This is a genomic window from Streptomyces sp. NPDC003284, assembly GCF_053589675.1.
In genome coordinates, this window is the sequence record NZ_JBSFSI010000006.1 from 1 (window position 1) to 21,088 (window position 21,088).

The following is a 21,088-nucleotide window of genomic DNA, read 5'->3' on the forward strand; positions in this document are numbered from 1 at the left end:
TCCCCACCGAAGTGGTTCATCGTTCGACTTGCATGTGTTAAGCACGCCGCCAGCGTTCGTCCTGAGCCAGGATCAAACTCTCCGTGAATGTTTACCGGTAATCCGGTCGACACCACGAGAGCGGAACCAAGGGGAAGGAATGTTCCCCCGGTTCACAGCGTCCTCGCTGTGTTTTCTTCAAAGGAACCTCGTCCCGACCATGACGGCCGGAGACGGGGTATCAACATATCTGGCGTTGACTTTTGGCACGCTGTTGAGTTCTCAAGGAACGGACGCTTCCTTTGTACTCACCCTCTCGGGCTTTCCTCCGGGCGCTTCCCTTCGGTGTTCCAAACTCTATCAGGCTTTTCCGGCCCTCTTGACCACCGTCCCGCGAGCATGCGGAAGGGGATCCAGAGATAGGATCTGACGAGTTGGGTTCCGCTCGGGTCGAGGACGCTTGTTCGCGTCACTCACCCCCAGGCAGGAGTACGACTGTACAGGGGCCCGTGGAGCGGGTGCAAATCCATGGGATTGGTGGTCTAGACCACTAAGGTGAGCTGTCGTAAGCTCTCGGCCGGAACCGGCACTTACCGTGACATACGCTGCTGGACAGCACGCCGTCCGGTACAGGCAGTGACGGCCCTACGAATCTCCACCCCTGGGAGGCTTCCCATGACCACCGTGACGTCCCCGCTCGCCGGACGTGCCATCGGACTGGCCAACGTGCCGGACCCCGTCTTCGCCGGCGCCATGGTCGGCCCCGGCACCGCCATCGACCCGGTGCGTGAGCCCTCCGAGGCCGTCGCCCCCGTGGACGGTGTCATCGTCTCGCTGCACCCGCACGCCTTCGTCGTCGTCGACGAGCAGGGCCACGGCGTGCTCGTCCACCTCGGTATCGACACCGTTCAGCTCAACGGCGAGGGCTTCGAGCTGCTCGTGAACAAGGGCGACACGGTGACCCGCGGCCAGGCCGTGGTGCGCTGGGACCCCGCCGCCGTCGAGGCCGCCGGCAAGTCCCCCGTATGTCCCGTCGTCGCGCTCGAGGCCACGGCGGAGTCCCTCGCCGACCTGCACGAGAGCGGCGAGGTGAAGGCCGGCGACAGCCTCTTCTCCTGGAGCTGACCGCCCCGCCGTTCGCCGGGACGGCGCACAGAACGACCACCACGGCGGCATGCGCCGCATTAACGGAGACGGGTGAGATGGAGACAACGCTGCGAGGCGTCGGTGTGAGCCACGGTGTGGCGATCGGCGAGGTTCGGCACATGGGTACGGCGGTCCTGGAGCCGCCCGCGAAGCAGATAGCGGCGGACGAGGCGGAGCGTGAACAGGGGCGCGCCCGCCAGGCCGTGGACGCCGTGGCCGCCGACCTCACCGCGCGGGGCAACCTGGCGGGCGGCGAGGCGCAGGCCGTGCTGGAGGCGCAGGCCCTGATGGCGCAGGACCCGGAGCTGATCGCGGACGTCGACCGGCGTATCGCCGTCGGCAGCACCGCGGAGCGCGCCGTGTACGACGCGTTCGCCGCGTACCGGGATCTGCTGGCGGGTGCCGGTGAGTACCTCGCGGGGCGCGTGGCGGACCTCGACGACGTGCGGAACCGTATCGTCGCGCGTCTGCTGGGCGTGCCGATGCCGGGCGTGCCGGACAGTGACGAGCCGTATGTGCTGGTCGCGCGGGATCTGGCGCCGGCCGACACCGCGTTGCTCGATCCGACGCTGGTCCTCGGTTTCGTCACCGAGGAGGGCGGGCCGACGAGTCACAGCGCGATTCTGGCGCGGGCGCTCGGGGTGCCGGCCGTGGTGGCGCTGCCGGGGGCCGGTGAGCTGGCCGAGGGCACGGTGATCGCCGTGGACGGCAGCTCCGGCGAGATCTTCGTGAACCCGAGCGAGGAGAAGAAGGGGCAGCTGGAGACGGCCGCGGCCGAGCGCCGGGCGGCGCTGGCCGCGTCCACGGGTCCGGGTGCGACCTCCGACGGCCACAAGGTGCCGCTGCTGGCCAACATCGGCGGGCCCGCGGACCTCCCGGCGGCGGTCGAGGCGGGCGCCGAGGGCGTGGGTCTGTTCCGGACCGAGTTCCTGTTCCTGGACGACAACAAGAACGCGCCGTCCGAGGAGAAGCAGGTCGCGGCCTACCGGCAGGTGCTGGAGGCGTTCCCCGAGGGCCGTGTGGTCGTGCGGGTGCTGGACGCGGGCGCGGACAAGCCGCTCGACTTCCTGACGCCCGCGGACGAGCCGAACCCCGCTCTGGGGGTGCGTGGTCTGCGGACGCTGCTGGACCACCCGGAGGTGATGCGCACCCAGCTGACGGCCCTCGCCAAGGCGGCCGAGGGGCTGCCGGTGCACCTTGAGGTCATGGCGCCGATGGTCGCCGACCGGGCCGACGCCAAGGCGTTCGCGGACGCCTGCCGTGCGGCGGGGCTGCGGGCGAAGTTCGGTGCGATGGTGGAGATCCCGTCGGCGGCGCTGCGGGCGCGGTCGGTGCTCCAGGAGGTGGAGTTCCTGTCGCTGGGGACCAACGACCTCGCGCAGTACACCTTCGCCGCCGACCGTCAGGTGGGTGCGGTGTCGCGGTTGCAGGATCCGTGGCAGCCTGCGCTGCTCGACCTGGTCGCGCTGGCCGCCGAGGCGGCGCGGGCCGAGGGCAAGAGCTGCGGTGTCTGCGGTGAGGCGGCCGCGGATCCGCTGCTGGCGTGTGTGCTGACCGGTCTGGGGGTCACCTCCCTGTCGATGGGTGCGGCGTCGCTTCCGTATGTGCGCGCCGCGCTGGCCAAGTACACGCTGGCGCAGTGCGAGCGTGCCGCGGCTGCGGCGCGGGCCACGGACAGTGCCGAGGAGGCGCGCGAGGCGGCGCAGGCGGTGCTGTCCGGCGAGTGAGCGGACGGTGAGAGGGCCGGTCGGCGCTCCGGCCGGTCCGTGAGGGGCGCTCCGCCTTCGGGTGGAGCGCCCCTCGTGTGTCCGGTGTGCCCGGTGCCGGTGCTGTTCAGTGCCGGTGCGGGGGTGTGGGTTCTTCGTCCCCGAGGTCGGGGGGTGTCGTGTAGTCCACGCCGGACTCGGGTGCGACGAGGTCGCCGGACTCGATGTCGGTGCAGTAGGCGTCGAAGACCTCGGCGGCGGTGAGCGGGTGCAGCCGGTCGCCGCGCAGGCGCCAGCCGTAGATGCGGTCGGGTGTGCCCGGTGCCGTGGTGCGCATGACGAGTCCGCCGGGGCTGCGGGTGGCGAGGCCGAGGGCCAGGACCGTGGTGAATTCGAGGGCTTCGGCCTCGTCGAGGCGGGTGGTGTCGCCCGGCGGACCGTCGCCGTCCTGGTCGTCGGCGCGGAGCGCGGCGAGCAGGGTCTCGGGTGCGGTGGAGACGCTGCACACCAGGTGGCGGTTGCCGGGCGGGGCGGTGTCGAGGATGCGGACGAGGAGGCCGGCGGCCCTGGCGAAGGCGGCGCGGCCGATGTCCTCGCCGCATGCGGCGCAGGGGCCGAGCCGGGCGAGGAGGGTGGAGGCGTACTCCCAGGTGGCCTGGCGGACGGCCTCGTCGACGAGGGCGGGGACGAGTTCGGTGAGGGGCCTGCCGTCGTAGGGCAGGGCCGGGCCCGCGCCGGCCAGCTCGGCGGTGAAGCGGGCGCGGCTGGCGCCCGTGTCCGGGTCGAGGCCGGTCCGCGCGCAGAACGCGGCGTATTCCTCGGGGTCGAAGAGGGCGACGGTGGTGTGGCCGCCCTGGGCCGCCCTGACCCTCAGGAGTGCTTCGACGTGGCGGAGGTAGGTGGTGTGGTCGTCGAAGACGAAGCTCCGGTAGCGCCGCATGGCGCGGAAGTCCTGTGCGTCGGTGAGCAGGCCGATGGTGCCGGCGATCTCGCGGCGCAGGGCGCGTCGCATGGTCCGGTGGTCGGTGTGCGCCATGTTTCCCCCATGGTGTGCCGTGTGTGCACGGTCGATCAATGCTCACTCACCGTAACCGGGGGCACTGACAACGGGGGTCTGCTGAGGCGGCCGCGGACGGTGCGGTGCTGGATGACGCAGGTCAGGGCGATGCCGCCGCCGAAGACGGCCCATCCGGCGGGGCCGGTGGCGAGGGCCGCGGTGACGGCGAGGGGGCCGATGGTGCGCTGGGCGGCCTGGGCCAGTCCGTGGACGCCGAGGTAGGTGCCCTGGGCCGTGCCGGGGGCGAGGGCGACGGACAGTTCCCAGGAGACGGTGGCGTGGAGCATCTCGGCGAGGGTGAAGACCGTGGCGGCGCCGGTGAGGAGCGCGACGGCCGTGAGGGTGCCGCCGGTCGTGGAGAGGGCGAGGGCGGCGCCGCCGAGTGCGTAGGCGGCGGAGAGCGGGAGCAGGAGGGTGCGGGCGGCGGCGGTGGTGGCGCCGAAGCGTGCCAGGGGGACCTGGAGGGCGACGACCAGCACGTTGTTGAGCACCATCAGCAGGGGGGCGAGGCCGTGCGGGACGTCGCTGCTGTGGGCGATGCACAGGGGGAGGCCGACCCTGAAGACCGCGTCGTCGAGGAAGAGGACGGTCTCGGTGGCGACGTAGGCGAGGTAGGTGCGGTCCCGCCACGGGGTGGCGGGCCGGGCGGCGGGAGCGGGGGTGCCGGTGACGGTGACGGTGCGGGAGGGCGAGGGGGGTTCGCCGCAGCGCAGGGTGAGCAGTGCGACGGCGACGAAGGAGAGGGCGTCGCCGAGGAGCAGCCACCGGTAGGCGGCGGTGGTGCCGACGGCGAGGGCGCCCGCGGCCGCGAGGCCGCCCAGGGCCCAGCCCGCGTTGGCCGCGGTGCGGTTGAGGGCCTGGTAGCGGACGCGGTCGGGGCCTGAGACGCGGGTGGCGTAGAGCTTGGTGAGGATGCTGGCGGCGCGGTCGCCGAGGCCGCCGAGGGCGGAGAAGACGAGCAGCAGGCCGTAGTCGCCGGTGGTGAGCAGGCCCAGGGAGGCGACGGCGCGCAGGAGTTGCAGTGCGATGAGGACGCGGGTGAGCGGGAACCGGTCGGCGAGGCGGCCGCCGAGGGGGGCGCCGGCGATGCCGACGGCTCCGGCGAGGGCGGCGAGGGTGCCGACCTGGGCGAGGGAGAGTCCGGAGACGTAGGTGAAGTAGAGGACGGAGACGGAGGCCCACAGTCCGCTGCCGGTGCGGTCGACGAGGGCGACGAGGAGCATGCGGCGGCCGTCGGGGCCGCCGGGTACGCGCGGGCGTCCTGTCCTGGTGGTCGGTGTGGTGCCGGTGCCCTTGGTTCTCGTGCCGCGAGTGATGCGCACTGTTCCCCCTTGCCTGAAATTATGTATTGATACATAATGATCAACGTGGCAGTACATTATGCGATCAGTGGGGCGACGGCCAAGGCGATTGCCTCGTCGGTGGAACACGCCGTCTCCGAGGGGGCGTTGGCGCCGGGCGCGGCGCTGCCGCCGGTGCGGCGGCTGGCGGACGAACTGGCGGTGAGCCCGGGGACGGTGGCGACGGCGTACAAGGAGCTGCGCGGGCGGGGCATCGTGGTGACCCGCGGCCGGGGCGGGACCGTGGTGGCGCCCGCCCCCGCGGTGGCCTCGCGGCGGCCGCCGAGGGTCCCGCAGGGGCTGCGTGACCTGGCGGGCGGGCATCCGGATCCCGCGTTCCTGCCCGCTCTGGCGCCGCCGTCCCGGCTGGCGCCCGGCGCGCGCTCGCACCGCTCGTCCCCCCGGCTGCCCCGGCTGGAGGACACGGTGCGCGACTGGCTCGGCGCGGACGGAGTGCCGGTGGAGCACGTGACCTTCGCGCACGGCGCGCTGGATCTGGTGGGCCGGCTGCTCTCCGTGGAGCTGCGTCCCGGCGACGCGGTGGCGATGGAGGACCCGGGCTACCACCACCTGCTCGACCTGGTGACCGCGCTGGGGCTGCGCAGCGTGCCGGTGGCGGTGGACGACGAGGGGATGCGGCCCGAGGCCCTGCGGCGGGCGCTGCGGGCCGGTGCGCGCGCCGTGGTGTGCAGTCCGCGCGGGCAGAACCCGTACGGCGGGTGCTTCTCGGCCGAGCGGCGCGCGGCGCTCGCCGATGTGCTGCGCGCGGAGCCGGACGTCCTGGTCCTGGAGAACGACCACACGTCGGCGGTGGCGGACGTACCGCTGCACGCCCTCGGCTCCGCCGGCCTGTCCCGGTGGGTGCATGTGCGGACGGTGAGCAAGTTCCTCGGGGCGGACCTGCGCTGTGCGGTGGCGGCCTGCGACGCCGTCACCCTGGCCCGGCACGACGGGCGGCTGCTGCTGACCTCGGGCTGGGTCAGCCATCTGCTCCAGGAGACGGTGCACGGGCTGCTGACCGACGAGGACACGCGTGCGCTGGTGTCCCGCGCGCGTGGGGCGTACTCCGTGCGGCGCGGCGCCCTGCTCGGGGAGCTGGCGGACCGGGGCATCGCGGCCCATGGGGCGAGCGGGATGAACGTGTGGGTTCCGGTGGCCGACGAGTCGGCGGTGGTGAACGGGCTGCGGTCCTACGGCTGGTGGGTCGCGGCGGGTGCCAGGTTCCGGCTGGCGTCGCCGCCGGGGCTGCGGATCTCCGTGGCCGGCCTGGAACCCGCGGACGCGGCCCGGCTGGCCTCCGACTTCGCCGCGGTGCTGGACGAGTCGGAGGCCACCTACGGCGGCTGACCGGCGGGCGGCGGGCCCGGCCCGTCCGCGTCAGGCGCGCTTGCGGGCCAGTTCCTCGTAGAAGCGCAGCAGGCCGAGGTCGTCGACGGAGCCGGGGTTGACGGCCTTCTCCAGCGGGGTGCCCTGGAGCAGGCGTTTGACCGGGACCTCGATGCGCTTGCCGGTGAGGGTGTGCGGGACGCCGGGGACCGCGATGACCTCGTCGGGCACGTGGCGCGGGGAGAGCTGTTCGCGGATGGTCCGCTTGATGCGGTCCAGCAGCGCGTCGTCCAGGACGGCTCCGGGGGCCAGCTGGACGAAGAGCGGCATCCAGTACCCGCCGTCGGGCTGTTCGACGCCGATGACGAGGGACTCCCTGATCTCGGGGAGCCGCTCGACGGCCTCGTAGATGTCGGCGGACCCCATGCGCACGCCCTGGCGGTTGAGCGTGGAGTCGGAGCGGCCGTGGATGATCACGGAGCCGCGGGAGGTGAGGGTGATCCAGTCGCCGTGCCGCCATACGCCGGGGTACACGGCGAAGTAGCTGTCGTGGTAGCGGCTGCCGTCCGGGTCGTTCCAGAAGTGGATCGGCATCGAGGGCATGGGGTTGGTGACGACCAGCTCGCCGACCTCGTCGACCAGGGGCCGCCCTTCCGGGTCCCAGGACCGCAGGTCGGTGCCGAGGCAGGGGGCCTGGAGCTCGCCGATGTGGACGGGCAGGGTCGGCACGGCCCCGGCGAAGCAGGAGCAGACGTCGGTGCCGCCGCTGACGGAGGCGATCCACAGGTCGTCGCCGACCTCGTCGTGCAGCCAGCGGAATCCGTCGGGCGGGAGCGGCGACCCGGTGGTGGCGACGCACCGGATCCGCGACACGTCGTGGTCGCGCGCCGGGTGCACCCCCGCCTTGCGGCAGGCCATCACATAGGCGGCCGAGGTGCCGAAGAGGGTGGCCCCAGTGCGCTCGGCGATGCGCCACTGGGCGCCCGTGTCGGGGTACCCCGGGCTGCCGTCGTACAGGACGATCGTCGTCCCGGTCAGCAGGCCGGAGACGAGGAAGTTCCACATCATCCAGCCGGTGGACGTGTACCAGAAGAAGCGGTCTCCGGGCCCCAGGTCGCAGTGCAGGCCGAGCTGCTTGAGGTGCTCGACGAGGATGCCGCCCTGGGACTGCACGATGGCCTTGGGCAGGCCCGTGGTGCCCGAGGAGTACAGCACCCACAGCGGATGGTCGAAGGGCACCTGTTCGAAGACGGGTTCGACGTCGGCCGAGGTCAGGTCGGACCAGGCGAGGGTGCCCTCCGGTGCGGCGGTGCCCAGCAGGGGGATGTGCACCACGGCGCGCAGGGTGGGCAGTTCGCGGCGCAGTTCGGCGACGACGTCGCCGCGGTCGTGCTCCTTGCCGCCGTAGCGGTAGCCGTCGACGGTGAACAGCACGACCGGTTCGACCTGCTGGAAGCGGTCGAGGACGCTGCGGGCGCCGAAGTCGGGGGCGCAGGAGGTCCAGACGGCGCCGACCGCGGCGGTGGCGAGCAGGGCGACGACGGCCTCGGGGACGTTCGGGAGATAGCCGCTGACCCGGTCCCCCGGGCGTACGCCGAGGGCGCGCAGCTCGGCCGCGAGCGAGCCGACCTGGCGGCGCAGCTCGGACCAGGTCACCGGGCGCGGTTCGTGGGTCTCGTCCACCTGGAGGAGGGCGGGCTCGTCCGCGCGGGTGGCGGCCGCGCGCAGGGCGTGCTCGGCGTAGTTCACGGTGGCGCCGGGGAACCACTGCGCCCCGGGCATCGTGCGGTCGCCCAGCACGCGCGCGTAGGGGGTGCTGAAGCGGACGTCGAACCACTCGGTGACGGCCTGCCAGAAGCTCTCCAGGTGGTCGACGGACCAGCGGTGCAGGGCCGGGTAGCCGCCCTCGGCGGGCGCTCCGTGGTGTGCGGCCGCCCACGCCTGGAACTGCGTGATCTGGGCCTGGGCGATCCGCTGCGGATCGGGCTGCCAGAGCGGCAGGGGGTTCACGGTCGACATGGGCGGCTCCCGGACTCTGCGCGTCGTGTGCGTCGGTCCGCGCACGTGCTGGGGTGTGCGCGTGACGCGGCTGACACGGACGATGCCATGTGATCGACTTCCGCACCAGGGTTGGCCCCACATAGTCCCTGTCGTGAAGATGTGGCCTGAGCCTGGGTGAACGGCAGTTGAACGACACCTCCGCGCGGCGCCGTCAATGGCAGGGTGATCAGCATGAACGGTCGTGACCTGGTGCGTTCGGTGAAGGCGGTCGGCTCCGCGGGGGCGGCCCAGGGGGTGCGCACCGTACGGGCCGCCTGGCGTCGGCGGCGTGCCGACGCCGAGGGCCTGCCCCCGCGGGGCGCGGAGCGGGCGCGGGTGCCCGGTGAGGTGCTGGACGCGCTGCCCGGCCCGGGGGGCGGTGTGGTGCGGTTCAGCCGCTCGGAGCTGCGCCTGCTCGTCGCGGCGAACGGAGCGGTCTTCTGGGGCTGGGACGGGGCCGCTCCCCTGCCGTCGTACGCCCTGGCCGGGGAGGGCCCCGAGCCCGACCCGCGGGCGGTGCTGGAGCCGGACAAGGACGGCGGCTGGCGGGTCGTGGCCGAGCGGGTCACCGTCACCGTCTCGCGGCACGGCGCCGTGGAGGTGTGCACGCCCGGCGGTGTGCCGTTGCGCCGCGATCTGCCGCCCCGCTGGTGGGAGCCGGTCGGCGGCGGGACGGCGCGCTGGATGCAGCGGTCCCGGGTGACGGCGGACGCGCGGTTCTTCGGCCTGGGCGCGCGGGCGTCGGGTCCGCGTCTGCGCGACGGCGCCTACCGCCTGTGGAACACCGATCCCGGCCGCCCGTTCGGGCCCGGCGACGATCCGCTGTACCTCACGATGCCGGTGCAGCTGGTCGTCGCGGACGCGGGCACCCACCTGGTGTTCCACGACAACTCCTGGGACGGCACCGTCGTCCTGCGCGAGGGTGAGGAGGGCGCCGGTTCGGGGCACGACCGGCCCGGCGCGAGCGAGCTGCGGATGGACGGCGGACCGCTGCGCTGCTGGGTGGTCGTCGGCACTCCCGCGCGCGTGCTGCACACCTGGGCCTCGCTCACCGGAGCGGCCGCGCTGCCGCCCGCGTGGGCGCTCGGCCACCAGCACGCGCGGTGGGGCTTCGGCAGCGAGCAGGAGGTGCGCCGGATCGTCGCGGGCTACCAGGAGCGCGGTCTCCCGCTGGACGCCGTGCACCTGGACATCGACCACCTGGACGCGCACCGGGTGTTCACCGTCGACCAGGAGCGCTTCCCCAAGCTGCCGGTGCTCGCGGAGGAGCTGCGCCGGGACGGGATCCGGCTGGTGTCGATCGTCGACCCGGGAGTGCCCGCCGCGCCGGGGGACGCCGTGTACGACTCGGGGACGACGCGGGACGCGTTCGTACGGGACGCGTCGGGGGACGTCGTACGGGGTGTGGTGTGGCCCGGCGAGACGGTCTTCCCGGACTTCACGCACGCGCGCGTGCGCGCGTGGTGGGGCGGGCTGTACCGGGAGCGGCTGGACCAGGGCTTCTCCGGTTTCTGGCACGACATGAACGAACCGACGTCCTTCGCGGCCTTCGGCGAGACCACGCTGCCGCGGTCGGCGCGGCACGCCCTGGAGGGCCGCGGCGGCGACCACCGCGAGGCGCACAACGTGTACGGGCTGTGCATGGCGCAGGCCGGGTACGAGGGCGTGCGCGCCGCGGTGCCCGGGGAGCGGCCGTTCGTGTTCTCGCGTTCGGGCTGGGCCGGGCTCCAGCGCTACGGCGGGACCTGGTCGGGGGACGTGGCCACGGGCTGGCCCGGACTGCGGGCGTCGCTGTCGCTGGTGCTGGGCCTGGGCCTGTGCGGGGTGCCCTACTCGGGGCCCGACGTGGGCGGCTTCGACGGCAGTCCCTCGCCCGAGCTGTTCCTGCGCTGGTTCCAGCTGGCCGCGTATCTGCCGCTGTTCCGGACGCACGCGAGCCTGCGGGCGGGGCGGCGGGAGCCGTGGGAGTTCGGTCCCGAGGTGCTGGAGCACGCGCGCGCGGCGCTGCTGGAGCGGCGTCGGCTGCTGCCGTACTTCGTCACGCTGGCGCATCTGGCCCGGCGCACGGGCGCGCCGTACGTGCGCCCGGTGTGGTGGAACACCCCCGAGGACCGGGCGCTGCGGGACTGCGGGGACGCCTTCCTGCTGGGCGACGCGCTGCTGGTGGCGCCGGTGCTCCAGCCCGGCGCGGAGCGGCGGACGGTGCGGCTGCCGCGGGGCCGCTGGTACGACACGGCGACCGGCCGGGCGTACGAGGGGCCGGGGAAGGCGGTCGTGGAGGCGCCGCTGGGGCGGATCCCGGTGTTCGCGCGCGCGGGTGCCGTGCTCCCGGTGCGGGGCGGGACGGACGAGGTCGAACTGGAGGTGTGGGCGCCCGCCCCCGGGCGTGGCGGGGGCGGGCTGGTGGTGCCGGACGCGGGCGACGGCTGGGACGAGCCCGCGATCGAGCGGTACTCCGTCCGCAGGCAGGGCCGGCGGGTGGTCGTGGAGCAGGAGCGGGAGGACGGTGCGGTGGCGCCGTCGCGTCCGGTGCGGGTGCGGGGGCTTGACTGAGCCGGGCCGGGCCGGGCCGAGGCGGGCCGGGCCGGGCCGGGCGGTGGGCCCGGTGGCCCGGTCCGGGGCGGGAGACGGGGCGTGACGGGAGAGGACTGGACGGGTCAGACGTAGCGGCCCTCGAACCAGGCCCGTGCCGCCAGGGTGTGCAGAGGGAAGGCCAGTTCCTCGGGCCTGCGCAGCAGGTGCCAGCCGGACGTCTCGTCGGTGGCGGCGGACTCCGGCAGCCCTTCGGCGGGGCGTTCGGGAAGCATCCCGAAGAGCAGGAGGTGGCCGTCGGGCGCGCTCATGGCGTCGGCGAGCCGTACGTCGCGGGCGGCGGCGTCGATGCCCGTCTCCTCCTTGAGCTCGCGCACGAGGGCCTGGCGCCAGTCCTCGCGGTCGTCGACGTAGCCGCCGGGCAGGGCCGTGCCGCCGCGCGCGGGGTCGATGGTGCGGGTGATCACCACCAGGGCGGTGCCCTTCGGGTCGTAGACGGGCTGGAGGGCCACCGCCACCGGCAGCGGGTTGCGGTAGGCCACGGCCCCGCAGGCCGGGCAGGTGCGGGGCCAGCCGGAGATGCCCTCTCCGTAGGGCGCTCCGCAGCCCGAACAGTGGGAATCGGGCACGGAGTTGACAGTCGGGTGTGGATTCTCGGACACGCGCGGACTGTATCCGATCCCGACCGGTCGTCCTGCGTCAGGAGGGTCCGGCATCCGAGCGCGGGCCGCTGGTGAGCGAGGCCCGGGAGACGGGGAAGTCGAAATAGGTGTCCGGGTACGGTTCGGGCTGGTAGGTGAAGTGCCACCACTCCTCGGGCAGGTTCACGAGACCGACGCGCTCCAGGGTGTCCTTGAGCAGCATCCGGTGAGCGTGCTGTCGGCCCCGGATCCGGGGGTCGAGGGTGTGCGCGAGGGTGTCGAAGCAGTCGAAGCCCGTGCCCATGTCCAGGGAGTTGTCCGGGAAGCGCTCCGCGCGCGGTGCGTAGCAGGGCGTCAGGGGCCGGGCGGGGTCGTACGGAGGGGTCGGCCGGACCGGGAGCGGGACGACGGTGAGGTCGATGGTCGAGCCGCGGCTGTGGCCGGACTTCGCCGCGATGTAGCCGTCGTCGAACAGGCGGGTCTTGTCGACGCGCGGGTAGAACTCGCCCTTCATGGACTGGTCGTCGAGGTCGCGGGCCCAGCGCACGAAGTGGTCGACGGCGCGCTGCGGCCGGTAGCAGTCGTACACCTTGAGGGTGTGGCCCCGGCGCAGCAGTCGGCGCTGGGCGCGGTGCAGGGCCTGGGCGGCGGGGCGGGTGAGGAGGCACATCGGCCGGCGGTAACCGTCGACGGGCTCGCCCATGAAGTTGTGCGGGGTGAAGTAGCGCATCTCCTGGAGGATCGTCGGGTCGATGTCGCTCAGGGCCACGAAGTCGGCGGGCGCCCGCGGGTCCGGGACGGTACGGGTCCGGGGTGCGGCGGCGGTCGTCGCGGAAGCGGCGGTCAGGGTCAGCAGGGCGGCGAGGGCGGTGACGGCGGTGCGGGCTGCCCGGGACAGTCGTGTCATGTCTCCTACATCTAGCGGGGTCCGGCCCGCCGGGGAAGCGGAACGCCCGGAAGCCGCTCCGCCTACGGGGTACCGCCGACGGGTGGCCTCACGTGAACGTCTCATGAACGCGGCCCGCGCCGCCGTACGCGGCGCCATCATGCTCCCGTGCATCCCATGCGTCCCTGGGCGGACTCGCTCCGCTTCGCCTTCCAGCCGGTGGTCAACCTGGCCACCGGAGGGGTCGTGGCCCTGGAGGTCCTGGCCCGGCCGGAGACCGGTGACGTGCTCGCCGAGGCGCTCCGCGACCCCGAGCTGGACGGCCGGCTGGCCGTGTCGGCGCTGCGCGCGGCGGCCCGTACGGAGACGCTGCTGCCCCTGCACATCAATGTGTTCGCCCGCACGCTCGCCGACCTCGGTGACCTGGCCGCCCTGTACGAGGCCGTGCGCCGGGCGGGCCGCCTGCCGTGGGAGGTCACGCTCGACGTCGTACCGCCGTACGCGCACGTACCGCGCCCGGCCCTGCTGGAGGCCGTGTCCGCCGTGCGGGAGCGGGGGTTCCGGATCGGCGCTGACGGGGTCGGGGACGGCGACTTGCCACTGCGCCTGCTCGTCGACCTCGCCCCCGACCTGGTGAAACTGGACTCCTCGCTGCTGTCCCGGCCGGCGGCGGTACGGGCGATGCGCACGCTGTGCGAGCAGTCGGGGGCGCTGCTGTCCGTCGAGGGCGTGGAGACCGAACGTCAGTGCGCGCTCGCGGTGTCCGCCGGGGCCCAGTGGGCGCAGGGCGAGCTGTTCGCGCCACCGGCCCGGCGGCCCGTGGCCGACGTGTACGTGCCGCCCCGCTCCCCCGCCCTCGCCCCGGCCGCGCCGGGCCCGGGACCGTCGCTGCGCCCCTTCCTGCGGCCCGCCGCGCTCCTGCCCGCGGACGTCCCGGCGGGCCGGGTGCGGGCGCTGCTCACCGGTGCGCCCGAGGTGACGGGCGTGCTGCTCGTGGACGGTCACGGGGTGCCGCTGCGGTCCGTGCACCGGTCCCGCTTCCTGCTGATGATGTCGGGGCGCTACGGCCACGCCCTGTACGCCGACCGCCCGGCCGCCCGGCTCGGCGATCCGCCGCGCACGGTGGACGTCGAGGCGACGGCCTGGGAGGTGCTGGACATGATCGCGCGCGGCACGCAGGAGCGGACCTCCGACGACGTGGCGGTGGTCGACCGCCGGGGGCGGTGCGTGGGCGTCGTACGCCCGGCGGACCTCGTACGGGCCCTGGCCGAGTCCCGGGTGGAGGAGGCGGCCGGGCTCAATCCGCTGACCCGGCTGCCCGGCTCGGACGCGATCACGGCCGAGGTGGACCGGCGGATCCGCTCCGGCCGGGCGTTCTCGCTGAGCTGGCTGGACATCGACCGCTTCAAGCAGGTCAACGACGGCGCCGGGTTCGCCGCCGGGGACGAGCTGATCCGGTCGGTGGGGCGGAGCCTGGAGCAGGCCGCGTCCGGAACCACGCGCGTGGGACATATCGGCGGCGACGACTTCCTGCTGCTGGCGGATCCGGAAGCGCTCGATCCGCTGGCGGCCGCCGTACTGGACCCGCCCTGGTCGGCGGGCGGAACGCCGGTCACCCTGTCCCTGGCCACGGTCGTCTGCGAGCCGGGAAGCGTGGCCGACCACCGGCAGGCAGCAGCCTGCCTGACCCCGCTCAAGCGGGCGGCGAAGGCCCTGGAGGGCCCCAGCTGGGTCGTCGGCCGGGCGCCCCGGCCCGGCCACACAATCCGCCGCGGGCGGACGGCCACGGTGCCGCAGGCCGGGTGACAGTCCCGCCGGGATGCCGGGATGCCGGGACGGCGGGACGGCGGGACGGCGGGATGCCGGGACGGCGGGACGGCGGGACGGTCGTGGCTGGGCGGGGCGGTCGGGGGTGTGGGCGGGCGCCGGGTTCGTGCCGGGGCGCGGGTGGGGTGGCCGGGGGCGCGGTGGTCGTGCCGAGCGGGTTCCGCCGCGCTGGGACACACTCGTACGAGTGAGGGCACGGAGGCCGCAGCGGCCCGGTGCCCGGTCGTTCCTCCGGTGGGGTTCCGGCCGCGCGATCCGCCGGAACCGCGTCTCCAAGGGGTAGCCATGACGGACAACGCCGAGAAGTACGTGGCCGCAATCGACCAGGGCACCACGTCGAGCCGGTGCATCGTCTTCGACCGGCGCGGTGCCATCGTCGCCGTCGACCAGCGCGAACACCGCCAGATCTTCCCCAAGCCGGGCTGGGTCGAGCACGACGCCACCGAGATCTGGGCGAAGGTGCAGGCGGTGGTCGCGGGCGCCACGGCCAAGGCGGGGCTGCGCGCCGGGCAGCTCAGCGCGCTGGGCATCACCAACCAGCGCGAGACGACCGTCCTGTGGGACCGCGCGACCGGCAAGCCCGTGCACAACGCGATCGTCTGGCAGGACACCCGTACCGCGGCGCTGTGCGACCGGCTGGGCGGCAGCGAGGGGCAGGACCGGTTCCGGGAGCAGACCGGGCTGCCGCTGGCCAGCTACTTCTCCGGTCCCAAAGCCGCCTGGCTGCTGGACAACGTGCCCGGCCTGCGCGAACGCGCCGAGCGCGGGGAGATCGCCTTCGGCACGATCGACTCCTGGCTCATCTGGAACCTGACCGGCGGCACGGACGGCGGCCGGCACGTCACGGACGTCACCAACGCGGGCCGCACCATGCTGATGAACCTGGAGACCCTCCAGTGGGATCCGGCCATCCTGGCGGCCATGGACGTGCCCGAGGCGATCCTCCCGGAGATCCGCTCCTCGTCCGAGGTGTACGGCACCGCGGTCGGCCACCTGGCGGGCGTGCCGGTGGCCTCGGCCCTGGGCGACCAGCAGGCGGCCGTGTTCGGGCAGGCCTGCTACGACGTGGGCGACGCGAAGAACACCTACGGCACCGGCAGCTTCCTGCTGCTGAACACCGGCAACCGGCCCGTGCCGTCCAAGAACGGGCTGCTCACCACCATGGGCTACAAGATCGGCGACGAGGCGCCGGTCTACTGCCTGGAGGGCGCCATCGCGATCACCGGCGCGCTGGTGCAGTGGTTCCGCGACCAGCTCGGCATCATCAGCACCGCCGACGACATCGAGCCCCTCGCGGCCGGTGTCGAGGACAACGGCGGCGCGTACATCGTGCCCGCGTTCTCCGGTCTGTTCGCGCCCTACTGGCGTGCGGACGCGCGGGGCGTGGTCACCGGCCTGACGCGGTACGTCACCAAGGCCCACCTGGCGCGCGCCGTGCTGGAGGCGACCAGCTGGCAGACCCGCGAGGTGGTGGACGCCATGTACCAGGACTCCGGGGTGCGCCTGACGGCCCTGAAGGTGGACGGCGGGATGACGAAGAACAATCTCCTGATGCAGCACCAGGCGGACGTGCTCGGCGTGCCGGTGATCCGGCCCAAGGTCTCCGAGACGACCTGTCTGGGTGCCGCCTACGCGGCCGGGCTCGCCACCGGCGTGTGGAACGACCTGGACGAGCTGAAGTCCCACTGGCAGAAGGACGCCGAGTGGACGCCCTCCATGGAGGACCGGGTGCGTGAGCGCGAGTACCACAACTGGCGCAAGGCGGTGGAGAAGAGCTTCGGCTGGCTGGAGGAGGGTGACGACGACGCGTGACCATCGGCGCCGTACGTCCGGCACGCGCGCGTGCGGGACATCCGTGACGCACGCGCGCGCGTGGGCGTGGCCTCAGCCGGAGACGGCCCGGCGGCGGGCCGCCGTGTACGCCATGGCGTGCTGGACGACGCCGATCAGGGTCTCCTTGGCCGACTCGCGCTCGCGGGCGTCGCACAGCAGCAGGGGGACGCCGTCGTCCAGGTCGAGCGCGTCCCGTACGGTCCGCGCCGGGTAACGGGCGGCTCCCTCGAAGCAGTTGACGGCGACGACGAACGGGATGGCCCGCCGTTCGAAGTAGTCGACGGCGGCGAAGCAGTCCTCCAGGCGGCGGGTGTCGGCGAGCACGACCGCGCCGAGCGCGCCCTCGGACAGCTCGTCCCACATGAACCAGAACCGTTCCTGCCCGGGGGTGCCGAACAGATAGAGCACCAGGTCCTCGCGGAGCGTGATCCGGCCGAAGTCCATGGCCACCGTGGTGGTGTGCTTGCCCTCCACCCCGCTGACGTCGTCGACCGGGCGGCCCGCCTCGGTGAGCAGTTCCTCGGTGCGCAGCGGCCTGATCTCGCTGACCGCGCCGACGAGGGTCGTCTTGCCCACGCCGAAGCCGCCGGCCACCAGGATCTTGAGCGTGAGGGGCTCGACGGGCGGCTTGCCGCGCTCGGAACGCCCGAAGATCATCGAATTCTTCTCCTGCTCGGCATGGGTCTCTTCTCCGGCCTGGGCCGGCCGGCCGCCGGGACGCTCACAGCGCCCGCAGGCCGTTGATCACATCACGCAGCACACTCTCGTCCGGCAGCTCGGCCGGGGGCACCGGCCGGCTCACATGGACGTACTCCTGGTCCACGAGGTCTCCGATCAGGACGCGCACCACGCCGATGGCGAGGTCGAGTTCCGCGGCGAGTTCGGCGACCGACTGCGGGGTGCGGCGGCACAGCTCGACGATGTCCACGTGCTCCGGGGAGAGCGAGTGGTCCTCCTCCGCGTCGTCCACGTGCGGTTCGGTGACGACGACCGCGATCAGGTCGAGGCGGTGCTGTGCCGCGTGGGTGGTACGGCCCCGCGTCATGGCGTACGGGCGGACCACGGGTCCGGCCTCGTCGTCGAACCAGTGGCTGGGTGCCTGACCGTCTCCGTTCATGTCATCCCACTACCCGCCGGCCGGCAGGTCGGTGCGCGGGGCGGCGCCCAGGTGCTCCCCGACCCGCTTGACCAGGAGGGTCATCTCGTAGGCGACCTGGCCGATGTCGGCGTCCGCGTCGGCGAGCACGGCGAGACAGCTGCCGTCACCCGCGGCGGTCACGAACAGGTACGCGTCGTCCAGTTCGACGAGCGTCTGCCGGACGCTGCCCGCCTCGAAGTGCCGGCCCACGCCCTTGGCGAGGCTGTGGAAGCCGGAGGCCACGGCCGCCAGGTGCTCGCTGTCCTCGCGGGTCAGGTCCTTGGACACCCCGGTCGCCAGGCCGTCCCCGGAGAGCACGACGGCCTTGCGGATGCTCGCGACCCGGTCCACGAGGTCGTCGAGGAGCCAGTTCAGTTCCTTCTTGCCGGTGGCGGTGTGGCCGGTCGCCTTCGGTGCGGTCATCGACCGTCCCCCTTAGTCGTTCGTGGTGCGGTGCTGCCGTCGTGGGCGTCGTCACCCACGGCGTTCTCCTCGCGGCCGCGCCGCCAGCCGCGCTGGAGCGCGGCCATCCGGTCGCGTACCTCGTCGGCGTCCCGTTCGTCCGGTTCGGCCCGGGTCCCGGTGCGCGGCGCGGGAGTCTGTCTGAGCTGGGGGGCCAGGCTCGCCTGCCGGACGCGGCGGGGCAGCGCCCCGGCGCCGGCGGGCGGTCCGTCCGGGCCCCCGGTCCGGGCGGTGTCCGCGGTGTCCGCGGCGTCTGCTGTGACGTCTGCGTCCGCAGCGGCTGCCCTGACCGGTGTGGTCTGTGTGGCCCGTATGACCGGTGTGGCCGCTGTGGCTTCGATGCCGTCTGTGCCGTCCGTGCCGTCCGTGCCCTCTGTGCCGTCCGCTCCGTCCCGGTCGCCGGGGGCGAGGGCGGCGCGGCGGGCGCGCTGGGGAAGGGCGGGAGGACGCCCGCTCTCCCCGCTCGCGCCCGCCGGAGCGTGCGGGGTGTCCTGCCCGGCGCGGGGGTCCGGCTCGGTGGTGCGGGGCGCCGGTGTGCCACCGCGGCGGCGGGTCGGCAGTCCGGCGGCGGCATCGGGCTCGGTGCGGCCGGTCCGCGCGGTGTCCTGCCGGTCCGCGCCGTCGCGGCGGGGCCGCGCCTCGGTCACCGGGCGGCCGTGGGAGCTGACCAGCTTGGGCGCCCGGCGCCGGGTGAGCGGCACCGGGCCGTCCGGGCTCTCGTCACCGGGTGCCCGGTCCGCCGTGCCGCGCGGGCCGGTGCCCGCACCGGGACCGGCCGCCCGGCGCGCGGCGGGCTCGTTCGGCTGCGGCCGGGACGCGGACCGGGGCCGGAACAGGCCGCCGCGCTCGCTGTCCTCGTCGCCGAGGGCGCCGGGGAACTCCTCGAACCCCGCGATGGCGTCCAGGTCGACGGGCGCCTCCAGTTCCACCGGTCCGTCCAGCAGCGACACGGGCAGGCCCGGGAGCTGGACGGGGTTCTGGGAGAGGGCGGCCCTGCGGCTCTCGTCGGGGTCGGCGGCCTTGGCGGCGGGCCGGTCGAGGCGGAAGCCGATGCCGTTGGTGTCGGGGACCTCGTCGGTCAGCAGCGCGTCCGGGATGAAGACCACCGCCGTGGTGCCGCCGTACGGCGACGGCTGGAGGGACACGCGGACGTTCTGCCGCTGGGCGAGCCGGCTGATCACGAAGAGCCCGAGCCGGTCGGTGTCCGACAGTTCGAACTCGGGGGTCTCGGCGAGCCGCAGGTTGGCGTCCAGCAGCGCTTCGGCGGACATGCCCAGGCCCCGGTCGTGGATCTCCAGGGTGAACCCGTTGGCGACCCGCTCCCCGACGACCTGCACGGCGGTGTGCGGCGGGGAGAACACCGTGGCGTTCTCCAGGAGTTCGGCGACGAGGTGGGTGAGGTCGGCGACGGCGGGGCCGGTGAGGGCGACCCTGGGAAGTCTGCGGACCTCGATGCGCTCGTAGTCCTCGACCTCGGCGACGGAGGCGCGGACGACGTCCATCAGCTGCACCGGCTTGCGCCACTGCCGCGACGGGGCCGCCCCGGAGAGGATCACCAGGCCCTCGGCGTGGCGGCGCATCCGGGTGGTCAGGTGGTCGAGGCGGAACAGGTCGGCGAGTTCCTCGGTGTCCTCGGTCCGGCGCTCCATGGTGTCCAGGAGCGTGAGCTGCTTGTGCAGCAGGACCTGGCTGCGGCGGGCGAGGTTGACGAAGACCTCGGAGACACCGGCGCGGAGTTCGGCCTGCTTCACGGCGGCTTCCACCGCGGCCCGCTGGAGGGTGTTGAGGGCCTGGCCGACCTCGCCGATCTCGTTCTTGTCGTACTCCAGGCGGGGCGCCTCGGTCTCCACGTCGACCTGTTCGCCCGCCGACAGCCGGCGCATCACGCCGGGCAGGCGGACGCCGGACGCCTCATGGGCCTCCAGCCGCAACTGGCGCAGGTCGCGGACGAGTCCGCGGCCGATGCGCACGGAGAGGTAGAGCGAGAAGAGCAGCGCGAGCAGGCCGAGGACACCGGCGACGGCGGCCTGGAGGATGACGCTCATCGCGACCGGTCCGACCCGGTCCTCGAAGCGGTCGTCGGCGCGGTCGCCGATGGTGCCGAGGTCGGCGAGCGCGTTCGCCGCGGCGGCATCCCAGCTCTTGGCGCTCACGCCGTGCGGCGTGCCGGACGTGGTGGCGGCGGCCGCCTGTTCGGCCGTGCGCAGCGGGGCGGACGCGGCGTTCACCCAGAAGCGCTGGTAGCGGCTCCGCTCGGCGGCGGGCAGCAGCGGCAGGTTCACGTCGTACAGCAGGGACCGCTGGGCGACGAGGGCCGAGACGCTGCGGGCCTCGTCGCGGGTGACGGTGCCGACGACCAGGGAGGATCCGAGCAGCGCGTCCTCGCGGGAGAGGAGTTCGCGGGCGCGGTCGAGGTCGACCAGGGCGCGGTACTGCTTGTCCAGTTCGGCGTCGTCCACGACCCGGAGGCCGGCGAGCAGGCCGAAGCAGGGGTCGACCAGGCGGTTGTAGAGGTCGAGGGCCTGGCCGCGGCGGACGGTGCCGTCCTCGACGCTGCGGCGCAGGGAGTCGAGTCCGTCCAGGGCGTCCAGTACGGCGGTCAGCCGCCCGTCGTCGCCGGTGCCGAGCGCGCCGCGGACGTCACCGGCGTTCGCGTTCCGGCGGAGTTCGCCGACGGCGCGGTCGGTGGCGGTCCGGCTGCGCCGCAGCGCGGCGAGTCCGTCGGCGGCGCGCGGGTCGGCGAGATGGACCAGGGTCTGGCGGCGTTCCTGCTGGAGCACCCGGACCGTGTCCTCGGTGGGATAGACGACCTTCTCCACCACGGTCGACGAGTCGAAGAGCCGGCCGGCCTGCCGGCCGGTGATCACCGTGGCGAAGGCCCAGACGGCCGTCAGCGAGAGCAGCGGCACGAGAAGAAGCGCCACGATCTTCCGGCGGATGGACTTCCCGCGAAAGCGCATGGCCTCCCCCAGCTCGACCCCCTCCGTCAGGGGGTACACATGTGCGTCAACAAACGGCGCGAGCCTACTACCGACACACAGGTAACTCGAAGGGGCGGCCGGAGGACGAACGTCCGCATCAGCGGCACCAGAGGGCGAGTTGTCCGGGCATTGCGGGAGATGACGGCCCGGAACACGAAACTGACAGGCCATCGGAACAGGCCGGACGCCCCGGT

15 protein-coding genes and 1 rRNA gene are annotated in these 21,088 nt (G+C 73.7%); 6 read left to right on the forward strand and 10 right to left on the reverse strand.

Going from position 1 to position 21,088, the window contains the following annotated elements; genetic code table 11:
• A 16S ribosomal RNA gene (locus tag ACWDYF_RS14845) occupies positions 1-88 on the reverse strand; the annotation flags it as partial.
• Between the two features lie 566 nt (positions 89-654).
• Between ACWDYF_RS14845 and ACWDYF_RS14850 the strand changes: the two genes are divergently transcribed.
• Together ACWDYF_RS14850 and ptsP are read left to right on the forward strand one after the other, a co-directional pair.
• Entirely contained in the window at positions 655-1,104 is a 450-nt protein-coding gene (locus ACWDYF_RS14850) for a PTS sugar transporter subunit IIA (protein ID WP_018570118.1), read from the forward strand.
• A gap of 77 nt (positions 1,105-1,181) precedes the next feature.
• On the forward strand, positions 1,182-2,852 hold the full coding sequence (gene ptsP, locus ACWDYF_RS14855) for a phosphoenolpyruvate--protein phosphotransferase (protein WP_389464277.1): 1,671 nt from the start codon (positions 1,182-1,184) through the stop codon (positions 2,850-2,852).
• 106 nt (positions 2,853-2,958) lie between these two features.
• Here ptsP and ACWDYF_RS14860 read toward each other — a convergent pair whose 3' ends face one another.
• Both ACWDYF_RS14860 and ACWDYF_RS14865 read right to left on the reverse strand, forming a co-directional pair.
• Positions 2,959-3,867, reverse strand: coding sequence for a hypothetical protein (locus ACWDYF_RS14860; protein WP_389464276.1), 909 nt, complete (start codon positions 3,865-3,867; stop codon positions 2,959-2,961).
• A 35-nt stretch (positions 3,868-3,902) separates the two neighbouring features.
• Complete coding sequence (locus ACWDYF_RS14865) at positions 3,903-5,210, reverse strand: MFS transporter (RefSeq protein WP_389464274.1); 1,308 nt, start codon at positions 5,208-5,210, stop codon at positions 3,903-3,905.
• 45 nt (positions 5,211-5,255) lie between these two features.
• Here ACWDYF_RS14865 and ACWDYF_RS14870 point away from each other — a divergent pair, with 45 nt between their 5' ends.
• Positions 5,256-6,575 (forward strand): aminotransferase class I/II-fold pyridoxal phosphate-dependent enzyme, encoded by a 1,320-nt coding sequence (locus tag ACWDYF_RS14870; protein WP_037874224.1) that lies wholly within the window; start codon positions 5,256-5,258, stop codon positions 6,573-6,575.
• 30 nt (positions 6,576-6,605) lie between these two features.
• On the opposite strand, the gene ACWDYF_RS14875 is transcribed toward ACWDYF_RS14870, so the two are convergent.
• Entirely contained in the window at positions 6,606-8,573 is a 1,968-nt protein-coding gene (locus ACWDYF_RS14875) for an acetoacetate--CoA ligase (RefSeq protein ID WP_389464273.1), read from the reverse strand.
• A gap of 213 nt (positions 8,574-8,786) precedes the next feature.
• Between ACWDYF_RS14875 and ACWDYF_RS14880 the strand changes: the two genes are divergently transcribed.
• A complete protein-coding gene (locus ACWDYF_RS14880; RefSeq protein WP_389464271.1) occupies positions 8,787-11,147 on the forward strand; it encodes a glycoside hydrolase family 31 protein in 2,361 nt (786 codons plus the stop codon).
• Positions 11,148-11,251: 104 nt separating this feature from the next.
• Here the strand turns inward: ACWDYF_RS14880 and ACWDYF_RS14885 are convergent, their stop codons facing one another.
• Complete coding sequence (locus ACWDYF_RS14885) at positions 11,252-11,788, reverse strand: NUDIX domain-containing protein (RefSeq protein ID WP_381737134.1); 537 nt, start codon at positions 11,786-11,788, stop codon at positions 11,252-11,254.
• Positions 11,789-11,825: 37 nt separating this feature from the next.
• Positions 11,826-12,674 carry a M15 family metallopeptidase gene (locus ACWDYF_RS14890; protein WP_018570126.1) on the reverse strand — a complete coding sequence of 283 codons (849 nt, stop codon included), beginning with the start codon at positions 12,672-12,674 and terminating at the stop codon, positions 11,826-11,828.
• Between the two features lie 156 nt (positions 12,675-12,830).
• Here ACWDYF_RS14890 and ACWDYF_RS14895 point away from each other — a divergent pair, with 156 nt between their 5' ends.
• Positions 12,831-14,459: a GGDEF domain-containing protein gene (locus tag ACWDYF_RS14895; protein WP_389464296.1), complete on the forward strand. Its 1,629-nt coding sequence runs from the start codon at positions 12,831-12,833 to the stop codon at positions 14,457-14,459.
• 306 nt (positions 14,460-14,765) lie between these two features.
• On the forward strand, positions 14,766-16,292 hold the full coding sequence (gene glpK / locus ACWDYF_RS14900) for a glycerol kinase GlpK (RefSeq protein ID WP_389464270.1): 1,527 nt from the start codon (positions 14,766-14,768) through the stop codon (positions 16,290-16,292).
• 72 nt (positions 16,293-16,364) lie between these two features.
• Here the strand turns inward: glpK and ACWDYF_RS14905 are convergent, their stop codons facing one another.
• The 4 genes from ACWDYF_RS14905 to ACWDYF_RS14920 form a co-directional block, all read right to left on the reverse strand.
• Positions 16,365-16,970 (reverse strand): GTP-binding protein, encoded by a 606-nt coding sequence (locus ACWDYF_RS14905; protein WP_018570129.1) that lies wholly within the window; start codon positions 16,968-16,970, stop codon positions 16,365-16,367.
• A gap of 64 nt (positions 16,971-17,034) precedes the next feature.
• Entirely contained in the window at positions 17,035-17,430 is a 396-nt protein-coding gene (locus ACWDYF_RS14910) for a DUF742 domain-containing protein (RefSeq protein ID WP_389464269.1), read from the reverse strand.
• 9 nt (positions 17,431-17,439) lie between these two features.
• A complete protein-coding gene (locus ACWDYF_RS14915) occupies positions 17,440-17,874 on the reverse strand; it encodes a roadblock/LC7 domain-containing protein (RefSeq protein ID WP_018570131.1) in 435 nt (144 codons plus the stop codon).
• Entirely contained in the window at positions 17,871-20,873 is a 3,003-nt protein-coding gene (locus ACWDYF_RS14920; protein WP_389464267.1) for a nitrate- and nitrite sensing domain-containing protein, read from the reverse strand. Before ACWDYF_RS14920 ends, ACWDYF_RS14915 begins: the two co-directional genes overlap by 4 nt.
• Positions 20,874-21,088: the final 215 nt, after the last annotated feature.

What these genes read in the sequence shown, in the direction of transcription:
- ACWDYF_RS14890 (WP_018570126.1), bottom strand. Translation starts at nt 12,674, where the DNA reads ATGACACGACTGTCCCGGGCAGCCCGCACCGCCGTCACCGCCCTCGCC.
- ACWDYF_RS14895 (WP_389464296.1), top strand. Translation starts at nt 12,831, where the DNA reads ATGCGTCCCTGGGCGGACTCGCTCCGCTTCGCCTTCCAGCCGGTGGTC.
- ACWDYF_RS14875 (WP_389464273.1), bottom strand. Translation starts at nt 8,573, where the DNA reads ATGTCGACCGTGAACCCCCTGCCGCTCTGGCAGCCCGATCCGCAGCGG.
- ACWDYF_RS14850 (WP_018570118.1), top strand. Translation starts at nt 655, where the DNA reads ATGACCACCGTGACGTCCCCGCTCGCCGGACGTGCCATCGGACTGGCC.
- ACWDYF_RS14880 (WP_389464271.1), top strand. Translation starts at nt 8,787, where the DNA reads ATGAACGGTCGTGACCTGGTGCGTTCGGTGAAGGCGGTCGGCTCCGCG.
- ACWDYF_RS14860 (WP_389464276.1), bottom strand. Translation starts at nt 3,867, where the DNA reads ATGGCGCACACCGACCACCGGACCATGCGACGCGCCCTGCGCCGCGAG.
- ACWDYF_RS14905 (WP_018570129.1), bottom strand. Translation starts at nt 16,970, where the DNA reads ATGATCTTCGGGCGTTCCGAGCGCGGCAAGCCGCCCGTCGAGCCCCTC.
- ACWDYF_RS14915 (WP_018570131.1), bottom strand. Translation starts at nt 17,874, where the DNA reads ATGACCGCACCGAAGGCGACCGGCCACACCGCCACCGGCAAGAAGGAA.
- ACWDYF_RS14910 (WP_389464269.1), bottom strand. Translation starts at nt 17,430, where the DNA reads ATGAACGGAGACGGTCAGGCACCCAGCCACTGGTTCGACGACGAGGCC.
- glpK (WP_389464270.1), top strand. Translation starts at nt 14,766, where the DNA reads ATGACGGACAACGCCGAGAAGTACGTGGCCGCAATCGACCAGGGCACC.
- ptsP (WP_389464277.1), top strand. Translation starts at nt 1,182, where the DNA reads ATGGAGACAACGCTGCGAGGCGTCGGTGTGAGCCACGGTGTGGCGATC.
- ACWDYF_RS14920 (WP_389464267.1), bottom strand. Translation starts at nt 20,873, where the DNA reads ATGCGCTTTCGCGGGAAGTCCATCCGCCGGAAGATCGTGGCGCTTCTT.